The organism is Actinomycetospora chlora (assembly GCF_039542135.1).
In the GTDB taxonomy this organism is placed as follows: domain Bacteria; phylum Actinomycetota; class Actinomycetes; order Mycobacteriales; family Pseudonocardiaceae; genus Actinomycetospora; species Actinomycetospora chlora.
In genome coordinates this window covers 129355-147628 of record NZ_BAABHO010000004.1, presented here as the reverse complement: position 1 = coordinate 147628, position 18274 = coordinate 129355, and the positions used below count along the sequence as shown (strand labels likewise).

The window sequence follows — 18274 nt, the reverse complement described above, 5'->3', positions numbered from 1 at the left end:
CCCGTGACGGACGCACCGCCGGCCCCGGCCACCGACTGGGCCCGTGTCCTCGCTCCCCGCTCGGTCGCCCTCGTCGGCGCCACGGGCCGCACGAACAACCCGATGGCCCGCCCGCTGCGCTGGCTCACCGAGCGCGGGTTCGCCGGGGCCGTGCACCCGATCAACCCGAAGTACGCCGAGCTCGCCGGCGTGCCCTGCGCCCCCTCGCTCGCCGACGTCCCCGGCGGGGTCGACCTCGTGCTCGCGCTGGTCCCCGCCGAGCGGGCCGCCGCGGCCGTCACCGAGGCCGGGGCCGCCGGGGCGGCGCTGGTGATCGTGTTCGCCTCCGGGTTCGCCGAGGTCGGGCCGGAGGGCCGGGCGCGGCAGGACGAGCTCGTCGCGGCCGCGCGCACCGCGGGCACCCGCGTGCTCGGCCCGAACTGCCAGGGGATCTACGACGCCCGCAGCCGTCTCTTCGCGACGTTCACCAGCGCCGGCGAGCGCCCGCTCGCGGGCTCCAGCGGTATCGCCTACGTCGGGCAGAGCGGCGCGGTCGGCGGCTCGGTGCTCGACGTCGCCGCCGAGCGAGGGCTCGACCTCACCGCCTGGGTGTCCACCGGCAACGAGGCCGACGTCGGCCTCACCGAGGTCGGGCGCCACCTCGTCGCCGACCCGGACGTCGACGTCCTCACCGTCTACGCCGAGTCCCTGCCCGACCCGGCCGGCTACGAGGCGCTGGCCGCGGAGGCCGCGGCGGCGGGCACCGCGCTCGTCGTGCTGCGCTCCGGGCGCTCGGTGCCGGGCCGGCGCGCGGCCGTCTCGCACACCGGCGCGATGCTCGGCGACGACACCGCGTTCACGCTCGTCTCGCGGCGGTACGGCGTCGTGCTCGTCGACGACGTCGAGGAGCTGCTCGCGGCGGCGGTGGTGCTGCGCGGCCACCGCGCCCCGGCCGGGCGGCGCCTCGGGCTCGTCACCAGCTCCGGGGGCGCGGGCATCCTCGCCGCCGACAGGGCCAGCGAGGTCGGCCTCGAGGTGCCCGAGCTGACCGCCGAGACCCAGGAGAAGCTCGCGCGGCTGGTGCCGGCCTTCGGGGCCGTGGCCAACCCCGTCGACGTCACCGCCCAGCTGTTCAACGTCGGCGGGGGCTTCGGCGAGGTCTGCGGGCTGGTGCGCGCGGACGGCGCGGTCGACGCCGTGCTGGTGCTGCTCACCATGCTCGTGGGCGACACGGCGACCGACCTGGCCCGCGACCTCGTCGCCACCGTCGCCGAGCAGGGTCCGGACGCCCCGCCCGTGGCCGTGGTGTGGATGGCCGGCGAGGACGGCACGGCCCCGGCCCGCACGGTGCTGCGCGACGCCGGCATCCCGGTCTTCTCCTCGATCGCCCTCGCGGTGCGGGTGCTCGACGCGATCGCCCCGCACCCGCGGTCCGACCCCGTAGCGCCCGAGCCCGCGCCGCCCGTGGACGGCGACGGCTGGGCCCTGCTGGACGCCCTCGGCGTGCCCCGGCCACGGGCGCTGACCAGCACCGATCCGCACGAGACCACCGTGGCCGTCGAGGAGCTGGGCGGACGGGCGGTGCTCAAGGCCGTCGTGCCCGGGCTCGAGCACAAGACCGAGGCCGGCGCCGTGCGCCTGGACGTCACCACCGACGCGGCCGCCACGGTGCACGCGGAGCTCGCGGCGCTGCCCGGGTGCACCGGCGTGCACGTGCAGGAGCGCGTCCCGGCCGGGGTGGAGCTGCTCGTGGCCGTCGACGGCGGACGCGACGGGTGGCCGCCGGTGCTCACCGTCGGCCACGGCGGCACCGCGACGGAGATCCACCACGACGTGGCCCACGCCCTCGCGCCGGTCGACGCGGCCACCGCCCGGTCGCTGCTGGCGTCGCTGCGGTGCTGGCCGCTGCTCGCGGGCCACCGCGGCGCCGCCGGGGTGGACCTCGACGTGGCGGCCGACGCGATCGTCCGGATCTCCCGCGCCGCCGCCGTCCCCGGCCTCGGGGAGCTGGAGGTGAACCCGCTCGTCTGTGCGAGCAACGCGGCATTGCTCGCGTCAGGGGCCAGGATCGCCACATCCTCGCCGGCGCGACACGCCGGGGCGGTGGCCGTCGACGTCCTGAGGACGGAGCAGTGATGGGCAGCATCGGGCTCGAGATCACCGACGGCGTCGCGCTGCTGACCGTCGACGCGCCCGAGGTCCGCAACGGCCTGACGCCGGCGATGGGCCGCGAGCTCGCCGCCGCCTGCGACGCCGTCGACGCGGACCGCTCGGTGGGCGCCGCCGTGGTCCGCGGCGCGGCCGGCACGTTCTGCTCCGGCGCCGACCGGCGCACGTGGAACCCCGGCGCGGACCAGGCCGAGGACACCGCGTTCCGCGACACCGGCGCGGTGTACGGGGCGTTCCGGCGCGTCGGCACCCTCGCGGTGCCGACGGTCGCAGCCGTCCGCGGCGCCGCCGTCGGCGCGGGGATCAACCTCATGCTGGCCACCGACCTGCGGGTGGTCGCCCGCGACGCCCGCCTCATCGCGGGCTTCCTGCGGATCGGCCTGCACCCGGGCGGCGGGTTCTTCACGATCGCCGCGCGCACCGCGGGCCGCGAGGCGGCGTCCGCGCTGGGCCTCTTCGGCGAGGAGATCGACGGGGCCCGCGCCGCCGAGCTGGGGCTGGCGTGGCGGGCCGTGGACGACGCCGAGGTCGAGGACACCGCGCTCGCGCTCGCCGCCGTCCCCGCGCGGGACCCCGACCTCGCCCGCGAGGCCGTCCGCTCGTTCCGCACCGAGACCGGCCCACCGGGTCTGCCGTGGGACGCGGCCGTGGAGTTCGAGCGCGCGACGCAGATGTGGAGCCAGCGCCGCCGCGCCGACCGTGAGGAGAACCGATGATCTTCGAACCGACGGCGCTGTCGGCCGACGAGGAGGCGCTGCGCGAGGAGGTCCGCGCCTTCCTCGCCGAGACCCTGCCGGCGGACTTCCGTCCCGGCCTCGGGCTCGGCGGGCGCCACGACCCGGAGTTCACGCGCGCGCTCGCGCAGCGCGGCTGGGTCGGCATGTCCATCCCCACGGAGTACGGCGGGGCCGGCGCGAGCACCGTCCGGCGGTTCGTCGTCATCGAGGAGCTGCTCGCCGCGGGCGCCCCGATCGCCGCGCACTGGATCGCCGAGCGCCAGAGCGCCCCGGCGTTCCTGCGCTTCGGCACCGAGGAGCAGCGCCGGTGGTTCCTGCCGCGGATCGCGGCCGGCGAGTGCTGGTTCTCCCTGGGCATGAGCGAGCCCGACGCCGGCTCGGACCTCGCGTCGGTGCGCACGACGGCCACGCGCGTCGAGGGCGGGTGGACCGTGTCGGGGACGAAGGTGTGGACCACCAACGCCCACCTCAACCACTTCGCGGCGATGCTCTGCCGCACGGCGCCGCAGGGCGAGGGCGACCGGCACGCCGGGCTCTCGCAGCTCATCGTCGACCTCACCGACGACGACGTGCACGTCTCCCCCATCCCCCTGATCGACGGCGAGGAGCACGTCAACGAGGTGGTCCTCGACGGCGTGTTCGTGCCCGACGAGCGCGTGCTCGGCGAGGTCGGTCAGGGCTGGGCCCAGGTGACCGCCGAGCTCGCCCACGAGCGCTCGGGCCCCGACCGCTACCTGTCGGTGCTCGGGCTGTACCGCGCGTTCGTCGACGCGGTCGGCAAGGACGTCGACGACGTCCGGGCCGCGGCGATCGGGCGCATCGGCGCGCAGCTCTGGACGATCCGGCAGCTCTCGCTCGCCGTCGCCCGCGCGCTGGACGAGGGCGAGGCGCCGGCGGTCGAGGCGGCGCTGGTCAAGGACGTGGGGACGACGTTCGAGCAGCAGGTCGTCGAGACGCTGCGCGACGTCGCGGGCGGCGAGATCGACCCGGAGGGCGGGACGATGGTCGAGAGGCTCCTGGCGGAGTGCGTGCTCAACGCCCCCACGTGGACGCTGCGCGGCGGCACCACCGAGGTGCTGCGCGGGATCGCGGCGAAGGCGCTGACGCGGGGTGCCCGGTGAGCGCCGCGGACTCGGTGGTCGAGGTCCGCGAGGCCGTCGCCGACCTGCTCGCCGACCACGTCACCCCCGCGGTCCTCGAGGCCGCCGAGCGCGACGGCTGGGCGCCGACGGTCTGGGAGCCGCTGCACGCGAGCGGCGTCACCACCGTCGGCGTGCCCGAGACCGCCGGCGGCGCGGGCGGGTCGGTGGCCGAGGCCTGCGCGGTGCTCGAGGAGGCCGGCGCGGCCGCGGCGCCCGTGCCCGTCGCCGAGACCGGTCTGCTCGCCGGGCGGCTGCTCGCCGCGGCCGGGCTCACACTGCCCGACGGGCCGCTGACGACCGGACGGGGCACGGTCACGGTGCACGACGGTGCCCTGACCGGGCGGCTCGAGCGCGTGGCGTGGGCGTCGGCGGCGGCCCGCCTCGTCGTCCTGGCCGACGGGCCCGACGGGGAGCCGGTGGTCGTCGTCGTCGACCCCGCGGCCTGCACGATCACCCCGGGGCGCAACCTCGCCGGGGAGCCCCGCGAGGCCGTCGAGCTCGACGCGGTCGTCCCCGACGTCACCGCGGCCGCGCGGCCGGCCGCCGGCGACGCGCTGGCCCGGCGCGGGGCGCTGGCCCGGGCGGCGCTGATCGCCGGCGCCGCCCGCCGCGTGCGGGAGGTGACCGTCGCCTACACCGGCGAGCGGGTGCAGTTCGGCCGCCCGGTGTCGCGCTTCCCCGCCGTCGCCGACCACCTCGTGCGCCTCGCCGAGCAGGCCGAGATGGCGGCGATGGCCGCCCGCGCCGCCGCCGTCGCGGCCGGCGAGCAGGACGAGCCCGCCGCCCTCGACGTCGCCGCCGCAGCCGCCGTGGCGTCGGAGGCCGCGGGGCTCGTCGCCGCGGCGGCGCACCAGGCCACCGGCGCGATGGGCGTGACCCGCGAGTTCTCGCTCGGGGTGCTGACGCGCCGGCTCTGGTCGTGGCGCGACGAGTGGGGCGCCGAGCGCGCCTGGGCCACCCGGCTCGGGCACACCCTCGCCGCCGGCGGCCCCGACGCGTTGTGGCCGACGCTGTCGCGCGGGGTCGGCGTCCGCGGCTGAGCCGTCGTCGCTGGCGGCGGTCGATCACGCACCGTGCGTGCCGGAACCGGTCAACCTACCGGGACTCGCCCATCTGCGGATCATACTCGGCAGCACCTGACGTGGACGGTCGCTCCGCGTCAGCGTTCCGGGGGGAACCATGACGACCGTTTGGCTCATCCTGCTCGGCGTACCCGCCGCGCTCTACGTCCTGTCGCTGCTGCTCCACCCGTACGTCCCGTGCGGGCGATGCGCGTCGCGGGGGATCAACCGCGACTACGGGACCTTCTTCCGATCCGCCTACCGGCCCTGCTGGAAGTGCCGCGGGCGCGGGTCCAAGCAGCGCTTCGGCGCCCGCATGCTCGGCATCGGCGAGCCGCGCTACCCGCGCAAGAACGGCATCTTCGCGCCGCCCACCAGCGACTTCCCGAAGCCCGGACGCTCCCGCCTCTTCGGCATCTTCTGATCGTCCGCGTGTGAGGGCGGACACTGCCCCGGCCGGCCGAACGCGGGTACACCCCGACGTGGACGTCACCGTGTTCGGCGGCACCGGCAAGATCGGCCGGCACGTGGTGCGCCGCCTGCTCCGGGCCGGCCACCACGTCACCGCGCTCGTGCGCTCGCCCGAGAAGCTCGACATCACCGACGACGACCTCGAGGTCATCGTCGCCGAGCTCGACGACACCGCGGCGGTCGGCCGGGCCGTCGCCGGCGCCGATGCCGTGATCAGCGCGCTCGGGCCGCCGATCGACCCGTTCCTGCGCAGCGGCCCGCTGACCGCGGCGACCCGCGGGATCGTGGCCGCGATGCACGAGTCCGGGGTCCGGCGGCTCGTCGCGCTCGCGACGGTCAGCGTCCCCGACCCGCGCGACCGCCCCAGTCTGCTCGACCGGCTCGTCCCGGTCGGGATCGGCCTGCTGATCCCCGGCGCGCTCAAGGAGGTGCAGGGGATCAGCGAGGTTGTCACGACCTCGGGTCTCGACTGGACGCTCGCCCGGATCACCGCGCCGATCGACGTCTCGACCAACGGCACCCTGCGCGCGGGGTTCCTCGGGCGCGACCACGTCGGGGCACCGATGGCGCGCACCGACGTCGCCGCATTCCTCGTCGACCAGCTCGTCGACGACACCTTCGTCGGCGCGGCCCCGGCGATCAGCAACTAGCGGCGCCGGAACCCGTCCTCGACGTCCTGCTGCCGCCGCCGGTTGCGCGCCGTGGCCAGCCCGAACAGCGCGAGCCCGTACACCCCGCCGAGGACGAGCAGGAAGAACCCGCTGCGCGCCACCACCAGCTGGGCGCCGCCGAACCCGAGCTCCGCGGTGGCCACCATCGTCAGCAGGCCCAGCGCCAGCAGGTGGTACAGGGTGACGAGCATGGCGTTCAGGGAGGTCGCGATCGTGCGGTCCCCGTAGACCTCCTCGAGGAAGTCGTGCCCGGCCCGGCGCAGGAGCTGGCCCACCACCACGATCGCGACCACGCCCACGACGAGGGTCGCTATGTAGACGCCCGTGCCGTCCATGGATGACCGCCCTCGCTCGGTGGTGTGCCGCTCCGGCTACCCGTCCGTGAGCACTTTCCTCCCTTATAGCGGCGGAAAGTGCTCACGTAGGTTGCGGAGGGAGGTCCGCGTGTCCCCGTTCCCCGGCTTCGACGTCGTCGACGTGACCGTCGGCGGCACCACGATCCACGGCCGCGTCGGCGGCTCGGGGCCCCCGCTGCTGCTCCTGCACGGCATCCCCGAGACCCACCTGATGTGGCGCCACGTGGCGCCCGCGCTCGCCGCCGACCACACCGTCGTCGCCACGGACCTGCGCGGCTACGGCGGCAGCGGCGTGGGCGCCGGGACCGACCACAGCATGCGCTCGCTCGCCGCCGAGCAGCTCGCCGTCATGCGGGCACTCGGCCACGAGCGCTTCGCCGTCGCCGGCCACGACCGCGGCGCCCGGTGCGCCTACCGCCTCGCGCTCGACCACCCGGAGCACGTCACGGCCCTGGCCGTGCTCGACGTCGTGCCCACCGCGGAGGCCTTCGCCCGCGCCGACCGGGAGTTCGCGCTGGGCTACTGGGTCTGGTCGATGCTGGCCGCGCCGGCGCCCGTGCCCGAGCGCCTCGTGCTCGGCGCGCCCGACGTCCTCGTCGACCACATGCTCGACGCCTGGTCCGACGACCCGGCCGTCTTCCCGCCCTGGCTGCGCGAGCGCTACACGGCGACCTTCCGCGACCCCGAGCGCGTGCACGGGATCTGCGAGCAGTACCGCGCGGCGGCGACCGCGGACGTCGCGCACGACGAGGCCGACCGCGGCGCCCACCGCCTGCGCTGCCCCGTGCACGTGCTGTGGAGCGCGACCGGCGCCGTCGACGCCTGGTACGACCCGCTGGAGGTCTGGCGCGGGTGGGCCGACGACGTGCGCGGCGGGCCGGTCGACGCCGGCCACTTCCTGCCCGAGGAGGCGCCGGGGACGGTCGTCGCCGTCCTGCGTGGGCTGGGGTGAGTCAGGAGTCCCCGTCGTCGTCCCTCGCGTGGCCCCCGGGCACCACCCGGCTCTCGAGCCGCGCCCACGTCGCGCTCCACTCCGCCAGCGGCACGAGCAGGCGCTGGAGCACCTGCAGCTGCTCGTCGAACGCGTGCAGCTGGCTCTGCATCGCCGCGACGGCGTCGCGCTGGGCCTGGATCGCCGTGCGCATCGCGCCGAGCTGCGCCGCGGACATCGCGCCCGGGTGCGTCGCGACCTCGGGCAGGGCCGGCAGCTCACCCAGCGGGTTGGCCGAGCCCGCCGCCCTGACCACGTTCTCCGCCATCCCGCGCAGACCGTTGACGACCGTCCACAGCGGGTTCTGGCCGCCGGCAGGCTCGCTCATGGGTGACGGTCTACCCGATCCCGGCACCGCCGCCCAGGAACGCGCCGAGGATCCGGTCGGCGGCCAGTGCCGGCGTCAGCCCGCCGGAGCGGACCTCCTGCTCGAGCTCCGAGCGCATGCCCTTGACCTGCGGGTGGTCCTGCAGACGTCCGAGCAGGCGGTCACGCACCATCTGCCAGGTCCAGTCGACCTGCTGCTGCGCGCGCTTCTCGGCCAGCCCGTCACCGGAGTCGAGGTGCTGCTGGTGGCGCACCAGCGCCGACCACACGTCGTCGAGCCCCGTGCGCTCGGCCGCGCTGCACGTCAGCACCGGCACCTTCCAGGTCTCCCGCTCTCCGCGCAGCATCGCCAGCGCCTGCTCCAGCTCGCGGGCGGCGCGCTTGGCCTCGCGCGCGTGCGGCCCGTCCGCCTTGTTGACCGCGATGACGTCGGCGATCTCGAGGATGCCCCGCTTGATGCCCTGCAGGGAGTCGCCGGTGCGGGCGAGCGTGAGGAACAGGAACGAGTCGACCATCTGCGCGACGGTCGTCTCGGACTGGCCCACGCCGACCGTCTCGACGATGACGACGTCGTAGCCCGCCGCCTCCATCACGACCATCGTCTCGCGCGTGGCCTTGGCGACCCCGCCGAGCGTGCCGGCCGTCGGCGACGGGCGGATGAACGCGTCGTCGTCGGTGGCGAGCTCGTCCATCCGCGTCTTGTCCCCGAGGATCGAGCCGCCGCTGCGCGTCGAGCTGGGGTCCACGGCGAGGACGGCGACCTTGCTGCCCTGCGCCGTCAGCGACGACCCCAGCGCGCCGATGAACGTCGACTTCCCGACGCCGGGCACGCCGGAGATCCCGATCCGCCGCGCCCCGCCGGCGTGGGGCAGCAGCTCGACCAGCAGCTCCTGGGCGGCCTCGCGGTGGTCGGGGCGCGTCGACTCGACGAGCGTGATCGCCCGCCCGATCCAGAGCCGCGAACCGGACCGGACGCCGTCGACGTACTTCTCCAGATCGGTCACCGGGTCTCCCGTCTCACGCGTCCGCCCGCAGCACCGCCACCGAGTACGCCTCGAGGCGCCGGTCCGCCGTGACCAGCGTCAGCCCCTCGTGTCGCGCCTGCGCCACCAGCATCCGGTCGAACGGGTCGCGGTGGTGGAGGGGGAGGTCAGCGACGGCGAGGGCGTGCTCCGGCCGGACAGGAAGCAGGTCGATGTCCTGCGCGCGCAGCTCCTCCGCTACCTCGGAGACGTCGAGCTGCAGCTTCCCGATTGCTCGCTTCGTGGCGAGTTCCCAGAGCGCGACCACCGAGACCAGGACCTCGTGAGAGCGATCGGAGAGATCAGCGCGCGCGGCCGGGCCGAGTCGGTGCGGCGCCTCCACCGACCACAGCACCGCGTGCGTGTCGAGGAGCAGCCTCATCCGGAGGAGCCGGGCGGCTCGATGGGTTCGGCATGGAACAGCGCCTCGATCTCGTCGTCGCCGTCGTTGATGTCGCCGGAGTAGAAGATCTTTCCCTCGAGTCCACCCAGCCGGCGCGGCTCCTGCTGGCCGCTCCGCTGCGACGGCACCAACCGCGCGACCGGCCGCCCGTTGCGAGCGATGACGATCTCCTCGCCCGCCTCGACGCGCTCGAGCAGCTTCGAGAGCTGCGTCTTCGCCTCGTAGACGTTCACCTGGTCGGCCACGGCACCAGCCTATCTGGTCAGACCTGACCAGATCAGGCCGTTCCGTGCCCCAGCCGCTCGGACAGGGTCCCCAGCAGCTGGGTGGCCGCGTCGGCGATCACCGTGCCCGGGCCGAAGATCGCCGCCGCGCCCTTGGACAGCAGCTCCTCGTGGTCGCCGGGCGGGATGACGCCGCCGGCGACGATGAGGATCTCCTCGGCGCCCGCCTCGGCCAGCTCGTCGCGCAGCGCGGGCACCAGCGACAGGTGCCCGGCGGCCAGCGACGAGACGCCGACGACGTGGACGTCGGACTCGACGGCCTGCCGCGCGACCTCGGCCGGGGTCTGGAACAGCGGGCCGACGTCGACGTCGAAGCCGAGGTCGGCGAACGCGGTGGCGATGACCTTCTGGCCGCGGTCGTGGCCGTCCTGGCCCATCTTGGCGACGAGGATGCGCGGGCGGCGGCCCTCGGCCTCCTCGAAGCGCTGCGCGGCCTGCCGCGCCGCCTCCACCCCGGAGTTGTCGCCCACCTCGTCACGGTAGACGCCGGAGATCGTCCGGACGTCGGAGCGGTGCCGGCCGTAGACCTCCTCCAGCGCGTCGGAGATCTCCCCGACGCTCGCCTTGGCCCGCGCGGCGTCGATGGCGAGCTTGAGCAGGTTGCCGTCGAGGCCGCTCTGCCGCGTGCCCTCGGAGGCGGCGCGGGCGGCGTTCGTCAGGGCCTCGAGCGACGAGCGGACGGCGTCGTCGTCACGGTTCTCCCGCAGCTCGCGCAGCCGCTCCACCTGCTGGCGCAGCACGTCGGCGTTGTCGACCTTGAGGACGTCGACGTCCTCGCCGGAGGTCAGCGGGTACTTGTTGACGCCGATCAGCGGCTGGCGCCCCGAGTCGATCCGCGCCTGGGTGCGGGCCGCGGCCTCCTCGATGCGCATCTTCGGCAGGCCCTCGTCGATGGCCTGGGCCATACCGCCGGTGGACTCGACCTCCTGGATGTGCGCCCAGGCTCGCCCGGCGAGCTCGCGGGTGAGCCGCTCGACGTAGTGCGAGCCGCCCCAGGGGTCGACGGTGCGCGTCGTGCCCGACTCCTGCTGCAGCAGCAGCTGGGTGTTGCGGGCGATGCGCGCGGAGAAGTCGGTGGGCAGCGCCAGCGCCTCGTCGAGGGCGTTGGTGTGCAGCGACTGCGTGTGCCCCTGGGTCGCGGCCATCGCCTCGACGCAGGTGCGAACGACGTTGTTGTAGACGTCCTGGGCGGTCAGCGACCACCCACTGGTCTGGCTGTGCGTCCGCAGGCTCAGGGACTTCGGGTTCTGCGCCCCGAACGCCGACACCAGCTTGGCCCACAGCAGCCGCGCGGCCCGGAGCTTGGCGATCTCCATGAAGTAGTTCATGCCGATGCCCCAGAAGAACGACAGGCGCGGCGCGAACCTGTCGACGTCCAGCCCGGCGTTGCTCCCGGCCCGCAGGTACTCCACCCCGTCGGCCAGCGTGTAGGCCAGCTCCAGGTCGGCGGACGCTCCTGCCTCCTGGATGTGGTAGCCCGAGATGGAGATCGAGTTGAACTTGGGCATCTTTTCGCTGGTGTAGCTGAAGATGTCCGAGATGATCTGCATCGAGGGCTTGGGGGGGTAGATGTAGGTGTTGCGGACCATGAACTCCTTGAGGATGTCGTTCTGGATGGTCCCGGCCAGCTGCTCCGGCGACACCCCCTGCTCCTCGGCGGCGGCGACGTAGAGCGCCATCACCGGCAGCACGGCCCCGTTCATGGTCATCGACACCGACATCCGGTCCAGCGGGATGCCGTCGAAGAGCTGGCGCATGTCGAGGATCGAGTCGATCGACACCCCGGCCATGCCGACGTCGCCCGACACCCGCGGGTTGTCGGAGTCGTAGCCGCGGTGGGTGGGCAGGTCGAACGCGACCGACAGCCCCTTCTGCCCCGCGGCGAGGTTGCGCCGGTAGAACGCGTTGGACTCCGCCGCCGTCGAGAAGCCGGCGTACTGGCGCACGGTCCACGGCTGCGTCACGTACATCGTCGGGTACGGGCCGCGCAGGTAGGGCGTGATGCCCGGGTAGGTGCGCAGGAAGTCGAGGCCCTCGGTGTCCGTCCCGGTGTAGAGGGGCTTGACCCCGATGCCCTCGGGCGTCTCCCAGACGAGGTCCTCGGCGCCCTTGCCGGTGGCCTCCTCGAGCGCGGACTCCCAGTCGCGGGACGGGCCCTCGGGCGTGCCGAGCTCGACGTCGCCGAACTGCGGGATGCTCATCGGACCTCCAGCGCTTCCAGGGTGTCGCGGAGGACGCCCGCGGCGTCGCATCCGGCGTGGAGGGTGCCGTCGACGCCCTCGATGTCCTTCTTCCCGGCCAGCAGGATGCGCGTCGCCCCGGCCTCGCGCAGGGCGGCCGCGACGTCGGCGGCGTGCTCGTCGTAGAGCTTGTCGGACGACGCGATCACCGCCACCGGCGTGCCGGCCTCGCGGAACGCGGTCGCGATCTCCTGCGGGTCGGTGCCGCCGGGGCCGTCGACGGTCCCCACGCCGCCGGCGCCGAGCAGGTTCTGGGTGAACGAGACGCGCGCGGTGTACTGCGCGAGCGCGCCGATCGTGGCGAGGAAGACGGTCGGGCGCTGCCCCGTCGACGCGGCCTCGTCGGCGCGGTCGCGCAGCTCCTCGAAGACCTGCGCGTAGCGCCGGCGGGGCAGCCCGCCCTCGTGGTCGGCGCCGGGCAGCGGCTCGCGGGCGGGCAGCTTCTCCTGCAGGTTCGGGAACTCGCTGACCCCGGTGATCGGGTCCTTCCGCCGCGCGATGCGCGTCGAGCGCTGCTCCCACGTCTCGTCGAGGCGGGCGAGCAGGCTGCCGTCGTCCAGCACGGCCTCGATCCCGCCGTCGCGCTCGGTGCGGGTGAACTCCTCCCACGCCTTCTGCGCGAGCGCGTCGGTGAGCGACTCGACGTACCAGGAGCCGCCGGCCGGGTCGATGACGTGCGCGAGGTGCGACTCCTCGAGCAGCAGCGCCTGGGTGTTGCGCGCGAGCCGGCGGGCGGCCTCGTCAGGACGGCCGAGCTCGGTGTCGAAGGGCAGGACGGTCACCGCCGCGGCGCCGCCGAGCCCCGCACCGACGGCGGCGACGGTGGTCCGCAGCATGTTCACCCAGGGGTCGCGGCGGGTGATCATCGCCGGGCTGGTGACGGCGTGCTGGACCATCGCCCGGGCGTCCTCGGAGGTCCCGGCGACCTCGCCGATGCGGTCCCAGCAGCGGCGGGCGGCGCGGAGCTTGGCGAGCGTTGCGAACTGGTCGGCGGTGGCGGCGAGGCGGAACTCGATCCGGGCGAACGCCTCGTCGGTCCCCAGGCCGGCCTCGGTGAGCAGCCGCAGGGCGTGCACCCCGGCGGCCAGGGCGGCGCCGAGCTCCTGGGCGTCGCTGCCGCCGGCGCGGTGGTACGGGAGACCGTCGGCGACGACGGTGCGCAGCGCGGGGTGGTGCGCCGCGGCGGCCTGCGCGTGCTCGACGAGGCCGTCGCGGTAGGCCTGGTCGAGGGCGGGACCGCCCTGCGTCCGGTCGAGCAGCGGGTCGTAGCCCAGCGAGCCGCCGATGGCGCCGGACCCGGCCTGCTCGGCGAGGCGCAGCAGGGTGGCGGCGGCCTCCGGGGTGTCGCGGCCGGCCTCGAGCGCGACCGGCGCGAGGTCGAGGAAGACGCCCTCGAGCAGGCCCTCGAGCGCCGCGACGGGCGGCCCGCCGGCGTCGCCGAGCACCAGCCACAGCGACGAGACGCCGTTCTCCAGCTCGGCCATGACGACGTCGTGGGCGTCGCCGACGGCTCCATCGGGCGCGAAGGCGTGGCGCTGGCGCACCAGCCAGCCCTCGGCGACCTGCCCCTCCGCCCGCGCCCCGCGCACGAACGGCGACAGGCCCGGCACGCCCGTCGCGACGTCCGGGGCGTCCTCGGCGGCGTAGAGCCCGGCGATGGTGATGCCGTCGTCGGTGACGGTCGCCAGCGCGGCCTCGGCCTCCTCCGGGGACACCTCCTTGCCGGACTTCGCCAGCACCCCGGCCACCAGCTCGCGCCACTGCTCGCGGGTCGGGGTGTCGAACTCCGCGGCGAGGGTCAGCTCGTCGGGGCTCTCGTCCAGATCCGTGGTGCCCGATGCCATGGGCCGGATCGTAGGACCGTCGGGCCCGGCCGGTTTCGCTCCGTGCGACAGGCCACCACCGTGAGCGAGCGGAATCGTTCGAGAAGCCACCCCGTGTCGCAGCGAACGGGCTGTTCGCTGCTTCTACGCGCGCGAAGTCCCCGGTCGCGTGCCGCGCATGTGGACGCGCTCCCCCTGGCGACCGAAGAGCGCGAGGACCTCGACCGGCCCGTCGCCGGTGCTGCCCAGCCAGTGGGGACGGCGGGTGTCGATCTCGGTGGCCTCGCCGGAGCGGAGCACGAGGTCGTCGTCGCCGTTGATCACCCGCAGGCGCCCGGCCAGGACGTACACCCACTCCCAGCCCTGGTGGGTGGGGAGCTCGGCGGGCGGGGTGCGGCGGGCCGGGGAGAAGACGAACTTGTACGCCGCGGGCTGGCCGGGGCTGCGCGAGAGCCGGTACATCACCGTGTCCTCGGAGCGCGACGCCGGCTCGTCGCGCGCCGGGGCGGCCTCGCGCAGGCCGACGAGCTCGTCGAGACCCGTGCCGTACACCGTGGCCAGCGGCAGCAGCAGCTCGAGCGTGGCGCGGCGGCTGCCGTGCTCGAGCCGCGAGAGCGTGCTCACCGAGATGCCGGTGGACGCGCTGAGCTCCGCCAGGCCGAGGCCGGCCTGCCGGCGCCGGGCGGCCAGCCGGGGTCCGAGATCGTCGAGCACGTCCTCCACGTTTGCCACTATGGCAAGAATCCTCGCCGTCCGCCCCGCGCCGGAGCACTGTCGGGGCCATGGAGACACCACTCGACGTCCTGGTCATCGGGGGCGGCGCGGCCGGGCTGGCCGCCGCGCTGACCCTCGCCCGTTCCCGCCGCGACGTGCTCGTGGTCGACGCCGGCGAGCCCCGCAACGCCCCGGCCGCCGCCATGCACGCCTACCTGGGCCACGACGGCCTGCCGCCCGCCGAGCTGCTGCGCCGCAGCCGCGCCGAGGTCGAGTCCTACGGCGGGCGCGTCCGCCCCGGCACGGCCGTCGCCGCCCGCCGCGAGGGCGAGCTGTTCGCCGTCGACACCGGCGACGGCGCCACGCTGCGGGCCCGCCGTCTCGTCGTGGCGACCGGGCTGGTCGACGAGCTCCCCGACGTCCCCGGCGTGCGCGAGCGCTGGGGCCGCGACGTGGTCCACTGTCCGTTCTGCCACGGCTGGGAGGTCCGCGACGAGCCGGTCGCCGTGCTCGGCACCGGACCGATGAGCGTGCACCAGGTGCTGCTGTTCTCCGCGCTCACCGACGACCTCGTCTACCTGCGCCACCACGCGCCGGAGCCGAGCGCCGAGGAGGCCGAGCAGCTCGCGGCGCTCGGCGTCGAGGTGGTCGACGGGGAGGTCGCCGGCCTGGAGGTCACCGACGACCGGCTCACCGGGGTGCGCCTGGCCGACGGCCGCGTCGTCGCGCGCAGCACCGTCGTGGTCGGCCCGCGCTTCGTCGCCCGCAGCGCCGTGCTCGACGACCTCGGCGTCACCGTCGCCGACCACCCGATGGGCCGCGTCGTCCCGTCGGCGCCCGACGGGCAGACCGACGTCCCGGGGGTGTGGGTGGCCGGCAACGTCACCGACCTGTCGGCCCAGGTGATCGCCGCGGCCGCCGGTGGCAACCTCGCCGGCGCCCGCGTCCACGCCGACCTCGTCACCGAGGACACCGCCCGGGCCGTCGCCCGCCACCGAGAGGAAGCCGCATGAGCGTCCGCGACCAGTTCACCGCCGCCTTCTGGGACGAGCGCTACGGCTCGTCGGAGCGGATCTGGAGCGGCGAGCCCAACGCCGTGCTCGTCGCGGAGGTCGCCGACCTCGCGCCGGGCACCGCGCTGGACGTCGGCAGCGGCGAGGGCGGCGACGCCGTGTGGCTCGCGGCCCGCGGCTGGCGGGTGACGGCGATCGACGTCTCGCGGGTCGCGCTGGAGCGGGTGGCGGCACGGGCCGAGGCCGAGGGCGTCGCCGACCGGGTGACGACGGCGGTGGTCGACCTCTACGCCGACACCGTGCCGGGCACCCACGACCTCGTCACCGCGCACTTCATGCAGCTCCCGGGCGCCGACCGGCCGGCGATCTTCCGCGGGCTCGCGGCCGCCGTCGCCCCGGGCGGCACGCTGCTGCTCGTCGGGCACGACCCGGAGGGGATGCCGCCCGAGGCCCACGAGCACCACCCGCCGGACATGTTCGCCACCGCTGGCGAACTCGTCACCGAGCTGGGCGACGCCCTGGACGGCTGGACGGTCGAGGTCGCCGAGCGCCGCGGCCGCGACGCCGTCCAGCCCGACGGCCGCCCCCGCTTCCTCTACGACGCCGTCCTGCGCACCCGCCGCCCCACGTGAGCAGTTGCGGCCCCGATAGGGGCCGCAACTGCTCACATCAGAGGCGGGCCTTCTGGACCTTGCCCATGGCGTTGCGGGGGAGCTCGTCGACGACGCGGACCTCGCGGGGGCGCTTGTGGGCGGACAGGCGGTCGGCGACGAAGGCGATCACCTCGTCCGGGTCGACGGGCCCGCCGGCGACCACGACGTGGGCGACGATCCGCTGGCCGAGGTCGTCGTCGGGCTCCCCGACCACCGCCGCCTCGGTGATCGCCTCGTGCTCGAGCAGCGCGGTCTCGATCTCGCCCGCGCCGACCCGGTAGCCGCCGGTCTTGATGAGGTCGACGCTGCGGCGCCCGACGATCCGGTGGTAGCCGCCGGCGTCGATCACCGCGGCGTCGCCGGTGCGGAACCAGCCGTCGTCGGTCCACGTCGCGGCGGTCGCCTCGGGCCGCCCGAGGTAGCCGTCGAAGAGCCCCGCCCCGCGGACCTGCAGCTCGCCGATGGTCTCGCCGTCGTGCGGGAGCAGCGCGCCCTCGTCTTCGTCGTCGGTGGAGGCCAGGCGCGTCTCGAACCCGGCGACCGGCACGCCGACCCAGCCCGGGCGGCGCTCGCCGTCGGCCCGGACCGAGCACGTGATCATCGTTTCGCTCATCCCGTAGCGCTCGACCGGGGCCTGGCCGGTGAGCTCGCGCAGCTGCTCGAACACCGGCACCGGCAGCGGTGCGCTGCCCGAGACGAGCAGGCGGGCCGAGCGCAGCACGGCGGCGGCGTCGGGATCGGCGGCGATGCGCGACCACACCGTGGGCACGCCGAACAGCAGGGTCGCGCCGTGGTCGCGGACGGCGGCCGCATAGGCCGCGGGCTTCGGGCGCCCGAGGTGCACCAGCGGCGAGCCGATCCGCAGCGCGCCGAACACCCCGAGCACGAGGCCGTGCACGTGGAACAGCGGCAGGCCGTGGGCGAGGGTGTCCGCCGGCGTCCAGTCCCAGGCGTCGGCCAGTCCGTCGAGCCCCGCGCCCATGGCGGCCTTCGACAGGAGCACGCCCTTCGGCGGCCCGGTGGTGCCCGATGTGTAGAGCACGAGCGCCGGGCCGTCGTGGGGGGCCTCGCGGGCCGGGTCGCCGCTGCGGCGGGTGAGGTCGACCTTGCGCACCGGCAGGGTCACCTCCGGCGGGCGCTCGCCGATCCAGAGGGTGGCGCCGGAGTCCGACAGGACGTGGGCGCGCTCGCCGGGGCCGGTGTCCGGCGGCACGGGGACGACGGGCACGCCGGCGAGCAGGCCGCCGACCATCGCGACCACGGTCTGCGCGGTCGGCTCGGCGAGCACCGCGACCGGCCCCTCGGCGGGACGCTCGCCGATCTGGTCGGCCACGACGGCCGCGGCGCCGAGCAGCTCCGGGCCCGACATCGCGGTGTCGCCGACCCGGATCGCCTCGGGATCGTCGAGGGCCCCCTCCAGCAGCGCAGCGAGCAGCGTCATGGCGCCCATCATGGGTGCGCCGGTGCCGGACCGCGCAGCTACCCCGGGGTCGGGCCCTGCGCCAGGAGCCCGTCCACGATGACCCGGAGCTTCCAGGCGTCGCGCTCGTCGCCGCCGCCGGCGGTCAGCAGGGGACGCAGGGCGACGATCGTCGGGAACTCGGCGGCGTCCAGCCCGGCGTAGACGCCGTCGATGCGCGCGACGAAGTCGGCGCCCATGGCCTCGACCGTCGCCTTCTCCGGGTCGGCGATCGCGCGCTGCGCGCGGTGCCAGGCCGCCTGCTCCAGGGCCACCGCCGAGACGTACTGGCCGAGGAAGTCCACCGCCCAGGCGCAGGCGGCGTCCGGGATGCCGCCCTCGCGCAGCAGCCGCAGGAGCTCCTCGTGGATGCGCAGCGCGTGCGGCCCGAGCGGGACGTCGGCGACGGCCGCCTGGGCGATGTCGTTGTGCCGCGCGAGTTCTGCGACGGTGCGGGCGACGAGCGTCTCGAGACGCTCCCGCCAGCCGCCGGCGACGGGCAGCTCCACCTCGGCGAGCGCGAGGTCCTGGGCGGCCTCCATGAGCTCGCGCCGGTCGGCGACGTAGACGTAGAGCGACGCCGGGCCGGTGTCCAGCGCCGCCGCCACCCGGCGCATGCTCGCCGCCTCGAAGCCCACCTCGTCGACGACGGCGAGCGCCGCCGCCACGACGGCCTCGCGGCTCAGCGCGGACTTCGCGGGGCGGGTGCGGGGGCTGGCGGCCACGACGAGCACCGTAGTTGACGAATGCTGTTCGCGG

19 protein-coding genes are annotated in these 18274 nt (G+C 75.4%); 9 read left to right on the top strand and 10 right to left on the bottom strand.

What is annotated here, in order from left to right; translation table 11 throughout:
• Nucleotides 1–3: 3 nt before the first annotated feature.
• From ABD994_RS04000 to ABD994_RS03975, 6 genes are all read left to right on the top strand, one after another.
• Nucleotides 4–2115 (top strand): acetate--CoA ligase family protein, encoded by a 2112-nt coding sequence (locus tag ABD994_RS04000; RefSeq protein ID WP_345411116.1) that lies wholly within the window; start codon nucleotides 4–6, stop codon nucleotides 2113–2115.
• On the top strand, nucleotides 2115–2864 hold the full coding sequence (locus ABD994_RS03995; RefSeq protein WP_345411115.1) for an enoyl-CoA hydratase-related protein: 750 nt from the start codon (nucleotides 2115–2117) through the stop codon (nucleotides 2862–2864). The genes ABD994_RS04000 and ABD994_RS03995 overlap by 1 nt, the downstream gene beginning before the upstream one ends.
• Nucleotides 2861–4006 carry an acyl-CoA dehydrogenase family protein gene (locus ABD994_RS03990; protein WP_345411114.1) on the top strand — a complete coding sequence of 382 codons (1146 nt, stop codon included), beginning with the start codon at nucleotides 2861–2863 and terminating at the stop codon, nucleotides 4004–4006. Before ABD994_RS03995 ends, ABD994_RS03990 begins: the two co-directional genes overlap by 4 nt.
• Nucleotides 4003–5067 (top strand): acyl-CoA dehydrogenase family protein, encoded by a 1065-nt coding sequence (locus ABD994_RS03985; protein WP_345411113.1) that lies wholly within the window; start codon nucleotides 4003–4005, stop codon nucleotides 5065–5067. Before ABD994_RS03990 ends, ABD994_RS03985 begins: the two co-directional genes overlap by 4 nt.
• 139 nt (nucleotides 5068–5206) lie before the next feature.
• A complete protein-coding gene (locus tag ABD994_RS03980; protein ID WP_345411112.1) occupies nucleotides 5207–5512 on the top strand; it encodes a hypothetical protein in 306 nt (101 codons plus the stop codon).
• Between the two features lie 58 nt (nucleotides 5513–5570).
• Nucleotides 5571–6209 (top strand): NAD(P)-dependent oxidoreductase, encoded by a 639-nt coding sequence (locus tag ABD994_RS03975; protein ID WP_345411111.1) that lies wholly within the window; start codon nucleotides 5571–5573, stop codon nucleotides 6207–6209.
• On the opposite strand, the gene ABD994_RS03970 is transcribed toward ABD994_RS03975, so the two are convergent.
• Entirely contained in the window at nucleotides 6206–6565 is a 360-nt protein-coding gene (locus ABD994_RS03970) for a hypothetical protein (RefSeq protein WP_345411110.1), read from the bottom strand. The genes ABD994_RS03975 and ABD994_RS03970 overlap by 4 nt on opposite strands.
• Nucleotides 6566–6674: 109 nt before the next feature.
• On the opposite strand from ABD994_RS03970, the gene ABD994_RS03965 reads away from it, so the two are divergent.
• Nucleotides 6675–7538 carry an alpha/beta fold hydrolase gene (locus ABD994_RS03965; RefSeq protein WP_345411109.1) on the top strand — a complete coding sequence of 288 codons (864 nt, stop codon included), beginning with the start codon at nucleotides 6675–6677 and terminating at the stop codon, nucleotides 7536–7538.
• A gap of 1 nt (nucleotide 7539) precedes the next feature.
• Here the strand turns inward: ABD994_RS03965 and ABD994_RS03960 are convergent, their stop codons facing one another.
• From ABD994_RS03960 to ABD994_RS03930, 7 genes are all read right to left on the bottom strand, one after another.
• Nucleotides 7540–7905 (bottom strand): hypothetical protein, encoded by a 366-nt coding sequence (locus ABD994_RS03960; protein ID WP_345411108.1) that lies wholly within the window; start codon nucleotides 7903–7905, stop codon nucleotides 7540–7542.
• A 10-nt stretch (nucleotides 7906–7915) separates the two neighbouring features.
• Entirely contained in the window at nucleotides 7916–8908 is a 993-nt protein-coding gene (meaB, locus tag ABD994_RS03955) for a methylmalonyl Co-A mutase-associated GTPase MeaB (RefSeq protein WP_345411107.1), read from the bottom strand.
• Between the two features lie 13 nt (nucleotides 8909–8921).
• Nucleotides 8922–9308 carry a type II toxin-antitoxin system VapC family toxin gene (locus tag ABD994_RS03950; RefSeq protein WP_345411106.1) on the bottom strand — a complete coding sequence of 129 codons (387 nt, stop codon included), beginning with the start codon at nucleotides 9306–9308 and terminating at the stop codon, nucleotides 8922–8924.
• Nucleotides 9305–9574 (bottom strand): type II toxin-antitoxin system Phd/YefM family antitoxin, encoded by a 270-nt coding sequence (locus ABD994_RS03945; RefSeq protein WP_345411105.1) that lies wholly within the window; start codon nucleotides 9572–9574, stop codon nucleotides 9305–9307. The genes ABD994_RS03950 and ABD994_RS03945 overlap by 4 nt, the downstream gene beginning before the upstream one ends.
• A gap of 32 nt (nucleotides 9575–9606) precedes the next feature.
• The gene (scpA, locus tag ABD994_RS03940; RefSeq protein WP_345411104.1) at nucleotides 9607–11814 is read right to left on the bottom strand and encodes a methylmalonyl-CoA mutase; all 2208 of its coding nucleotides are present in this window, start codon (nucleotides 11812–11814) and stop codon (nucleotides 9607–9609) included.
• Complete coding sequence (locus tag ABD994_RS03935; protein ID WP_345411103.1) at nucleotides 11811–13697, bottom strand: methylmalonyl-CoA mutase family protein; 1887 nt, start codon at nucleotides 13695–13697, stop codon at nucleotides 11811–11813. Before ABD994_RS03935 ends, scpA begins: the two co-directional genes overlap by 4 nt.
• Nucleotides 13698–13820: 123 nt before the next feature.
• Nucleotides 13821–14408, bottom strand: a complete 588-nt coding sequence (locus tag ABD994_RS03930) for a helix-turn-helix domain-containing protein (protein WP_345411102.1) — start codon at nucleotides 14406–14408, stop codon at nucleotides 13821–13823.
• 50 nt (nucleotides 14409–14458) lie between these two features.
• On the opposite strand from ABD994_RS03930, the gene ABD994_RS03925 reads away from it, so the two are divergent.
• Together ABD994_RS03925 and ABD994_RS03920 are read left to right on the top strand one after the other, a co-directional pair.
• Nucleotides 14459–15403: an NAD(P)/FAD-dependent oxidoreductase gene (locus ABD994_RS03925; protein WP_345411101.1), complete on the top strand. Its 945-nt coding sequence runs from the start codon at nucleotides 14459–14461 to the stop codon at nucleotides 15401–15403.
• Nucleotides 15400–16035, top strand: a complete 636-nt coding sequence (locus tag ABD994_RS03920) for an SAM-dependent methyltransferase (RefSeq protein WP_345411100.1) — start codon at nucleotides 15400–15402, stop codon at nucleotides 16033–16035. The genes ABD994_RS03925 and ABD994_RS03920 overlap by 4 nt, the downstream gene beginning before the upstream one ends.
• Nucleotides 16036–16072: 37 nt before the next feature.
• Here ABD994_RS03920 and ABD994_RS03915 read toward each other — a convergent pair whose 3' ends face one another.
• Together ABD994_RS03915 and ABD994_RS03910 are read right to left on the bottom strand one after the other, a co-directional pair.
• Nucleotides 16073–17497, bottom strand: a complete 1425-nt coding sequence (locus ABD994_RS03915; RefSeq protein WP_345411099.1) for an acyl-CoA synthetase — start codon at nucleotides 17495–17497, stop codon at nucleotides 16073–16075.
• Nucleotides 17498–17535: 38 nt separating this feature from the next.
• Nucleotides 17536–18240, bottom strand: coding sequence for a TetR/AcrR family transcriptional regulator C-terminal domain-containing protein (locus ABD994_RS03910; RefSeq protein WP_345411098.1), 705 nt, complete (start codon nucleotides 18238–18240; stop codon nucleotides 17536–17538).
• Nucleotides 18241–18274: the final 34 nt, after the last annotated feature.

Bases quoted from the DNA above. Each gene is read 5' to 3' on its own strand.
- ABD994_RS03995 (WP_345411115.1), top strand. From the start codon at position 2,115: ATGGGCAGCATCGGGCTCGAGATCACCGACGGCGTCGCGCTGCTGACC.
- ABD994_RS03990 (WP_345411114.1), top strand. From the start codon at position 2,861: ATGATCTTCGAACCGACGGCGCTGTCGGCCGACGAGGAGGCGCTGCGC.
- ABD994_RS03980 (WP_345411112.1), top strand. From the start codon at position 5,207: ATGACGACCGTTTGGCTCATCCTGCTCGGCGTACCCGCCGCGCTCTAC.
- ABD994_RS03970 (WP_345411110.1), bottom strand. From the start codon at position 6,565: ATGGACGGCACGGGCGTCTACATAGCGACCCTCGTCGTGGGCGTGGTC.
- ABD994_RS03960 (WP_345411108.1), bottom strand. From the start codon at position 7,905: ATGAGCGAGCCTGCCGGCGGCCAGAACCCGCTGTGGACGGTCGTCAAC.
- ABD994_RS03950 (WP_345411106.1), bottom strand. From the start codon at position 9,308: ATGAGGCTGCTCCTCGACACGCACGCGGTGCTGTGGTCGGTGGAGGCG.
- scpA (WP_345411104.1), bottom strand. From the start codon at position 11,814: ATGAGCATCCCGCAGTTCGGCGACGTCGAGCTCGGCACGCCCGAGGGC.
- ABD994_RS03935 (WP_345411103.1), bottom strand. From the start codon at position 13,697: ATGGCATCGGGCACCACGGATCTGGACGAGAGCCCCGACGAGCTGACC.
- ABD994_RS03925 (WP_345411101.1), top strand. From the start codon at position 14,459: ATGGAGACACCACTCGACGTCCTGGTCATCGGGGGCGGCGCGGCCGGG.
- ABD994_RS03920 (WP_345411100.1), top strand. From the start codon at position 15,400: ATGAGCGTCCGCGACCAGTTCACCGCCGCCTTCTGGGACGAGCGCTAC.
- ABD994_RS03915 (WP_345411099.1), bottom strand. From the start codon at position 17,497: ATGACGCTGCTCGCTGCGCTGCTGGAGGGGGCCCTCGACGATCCCGAG.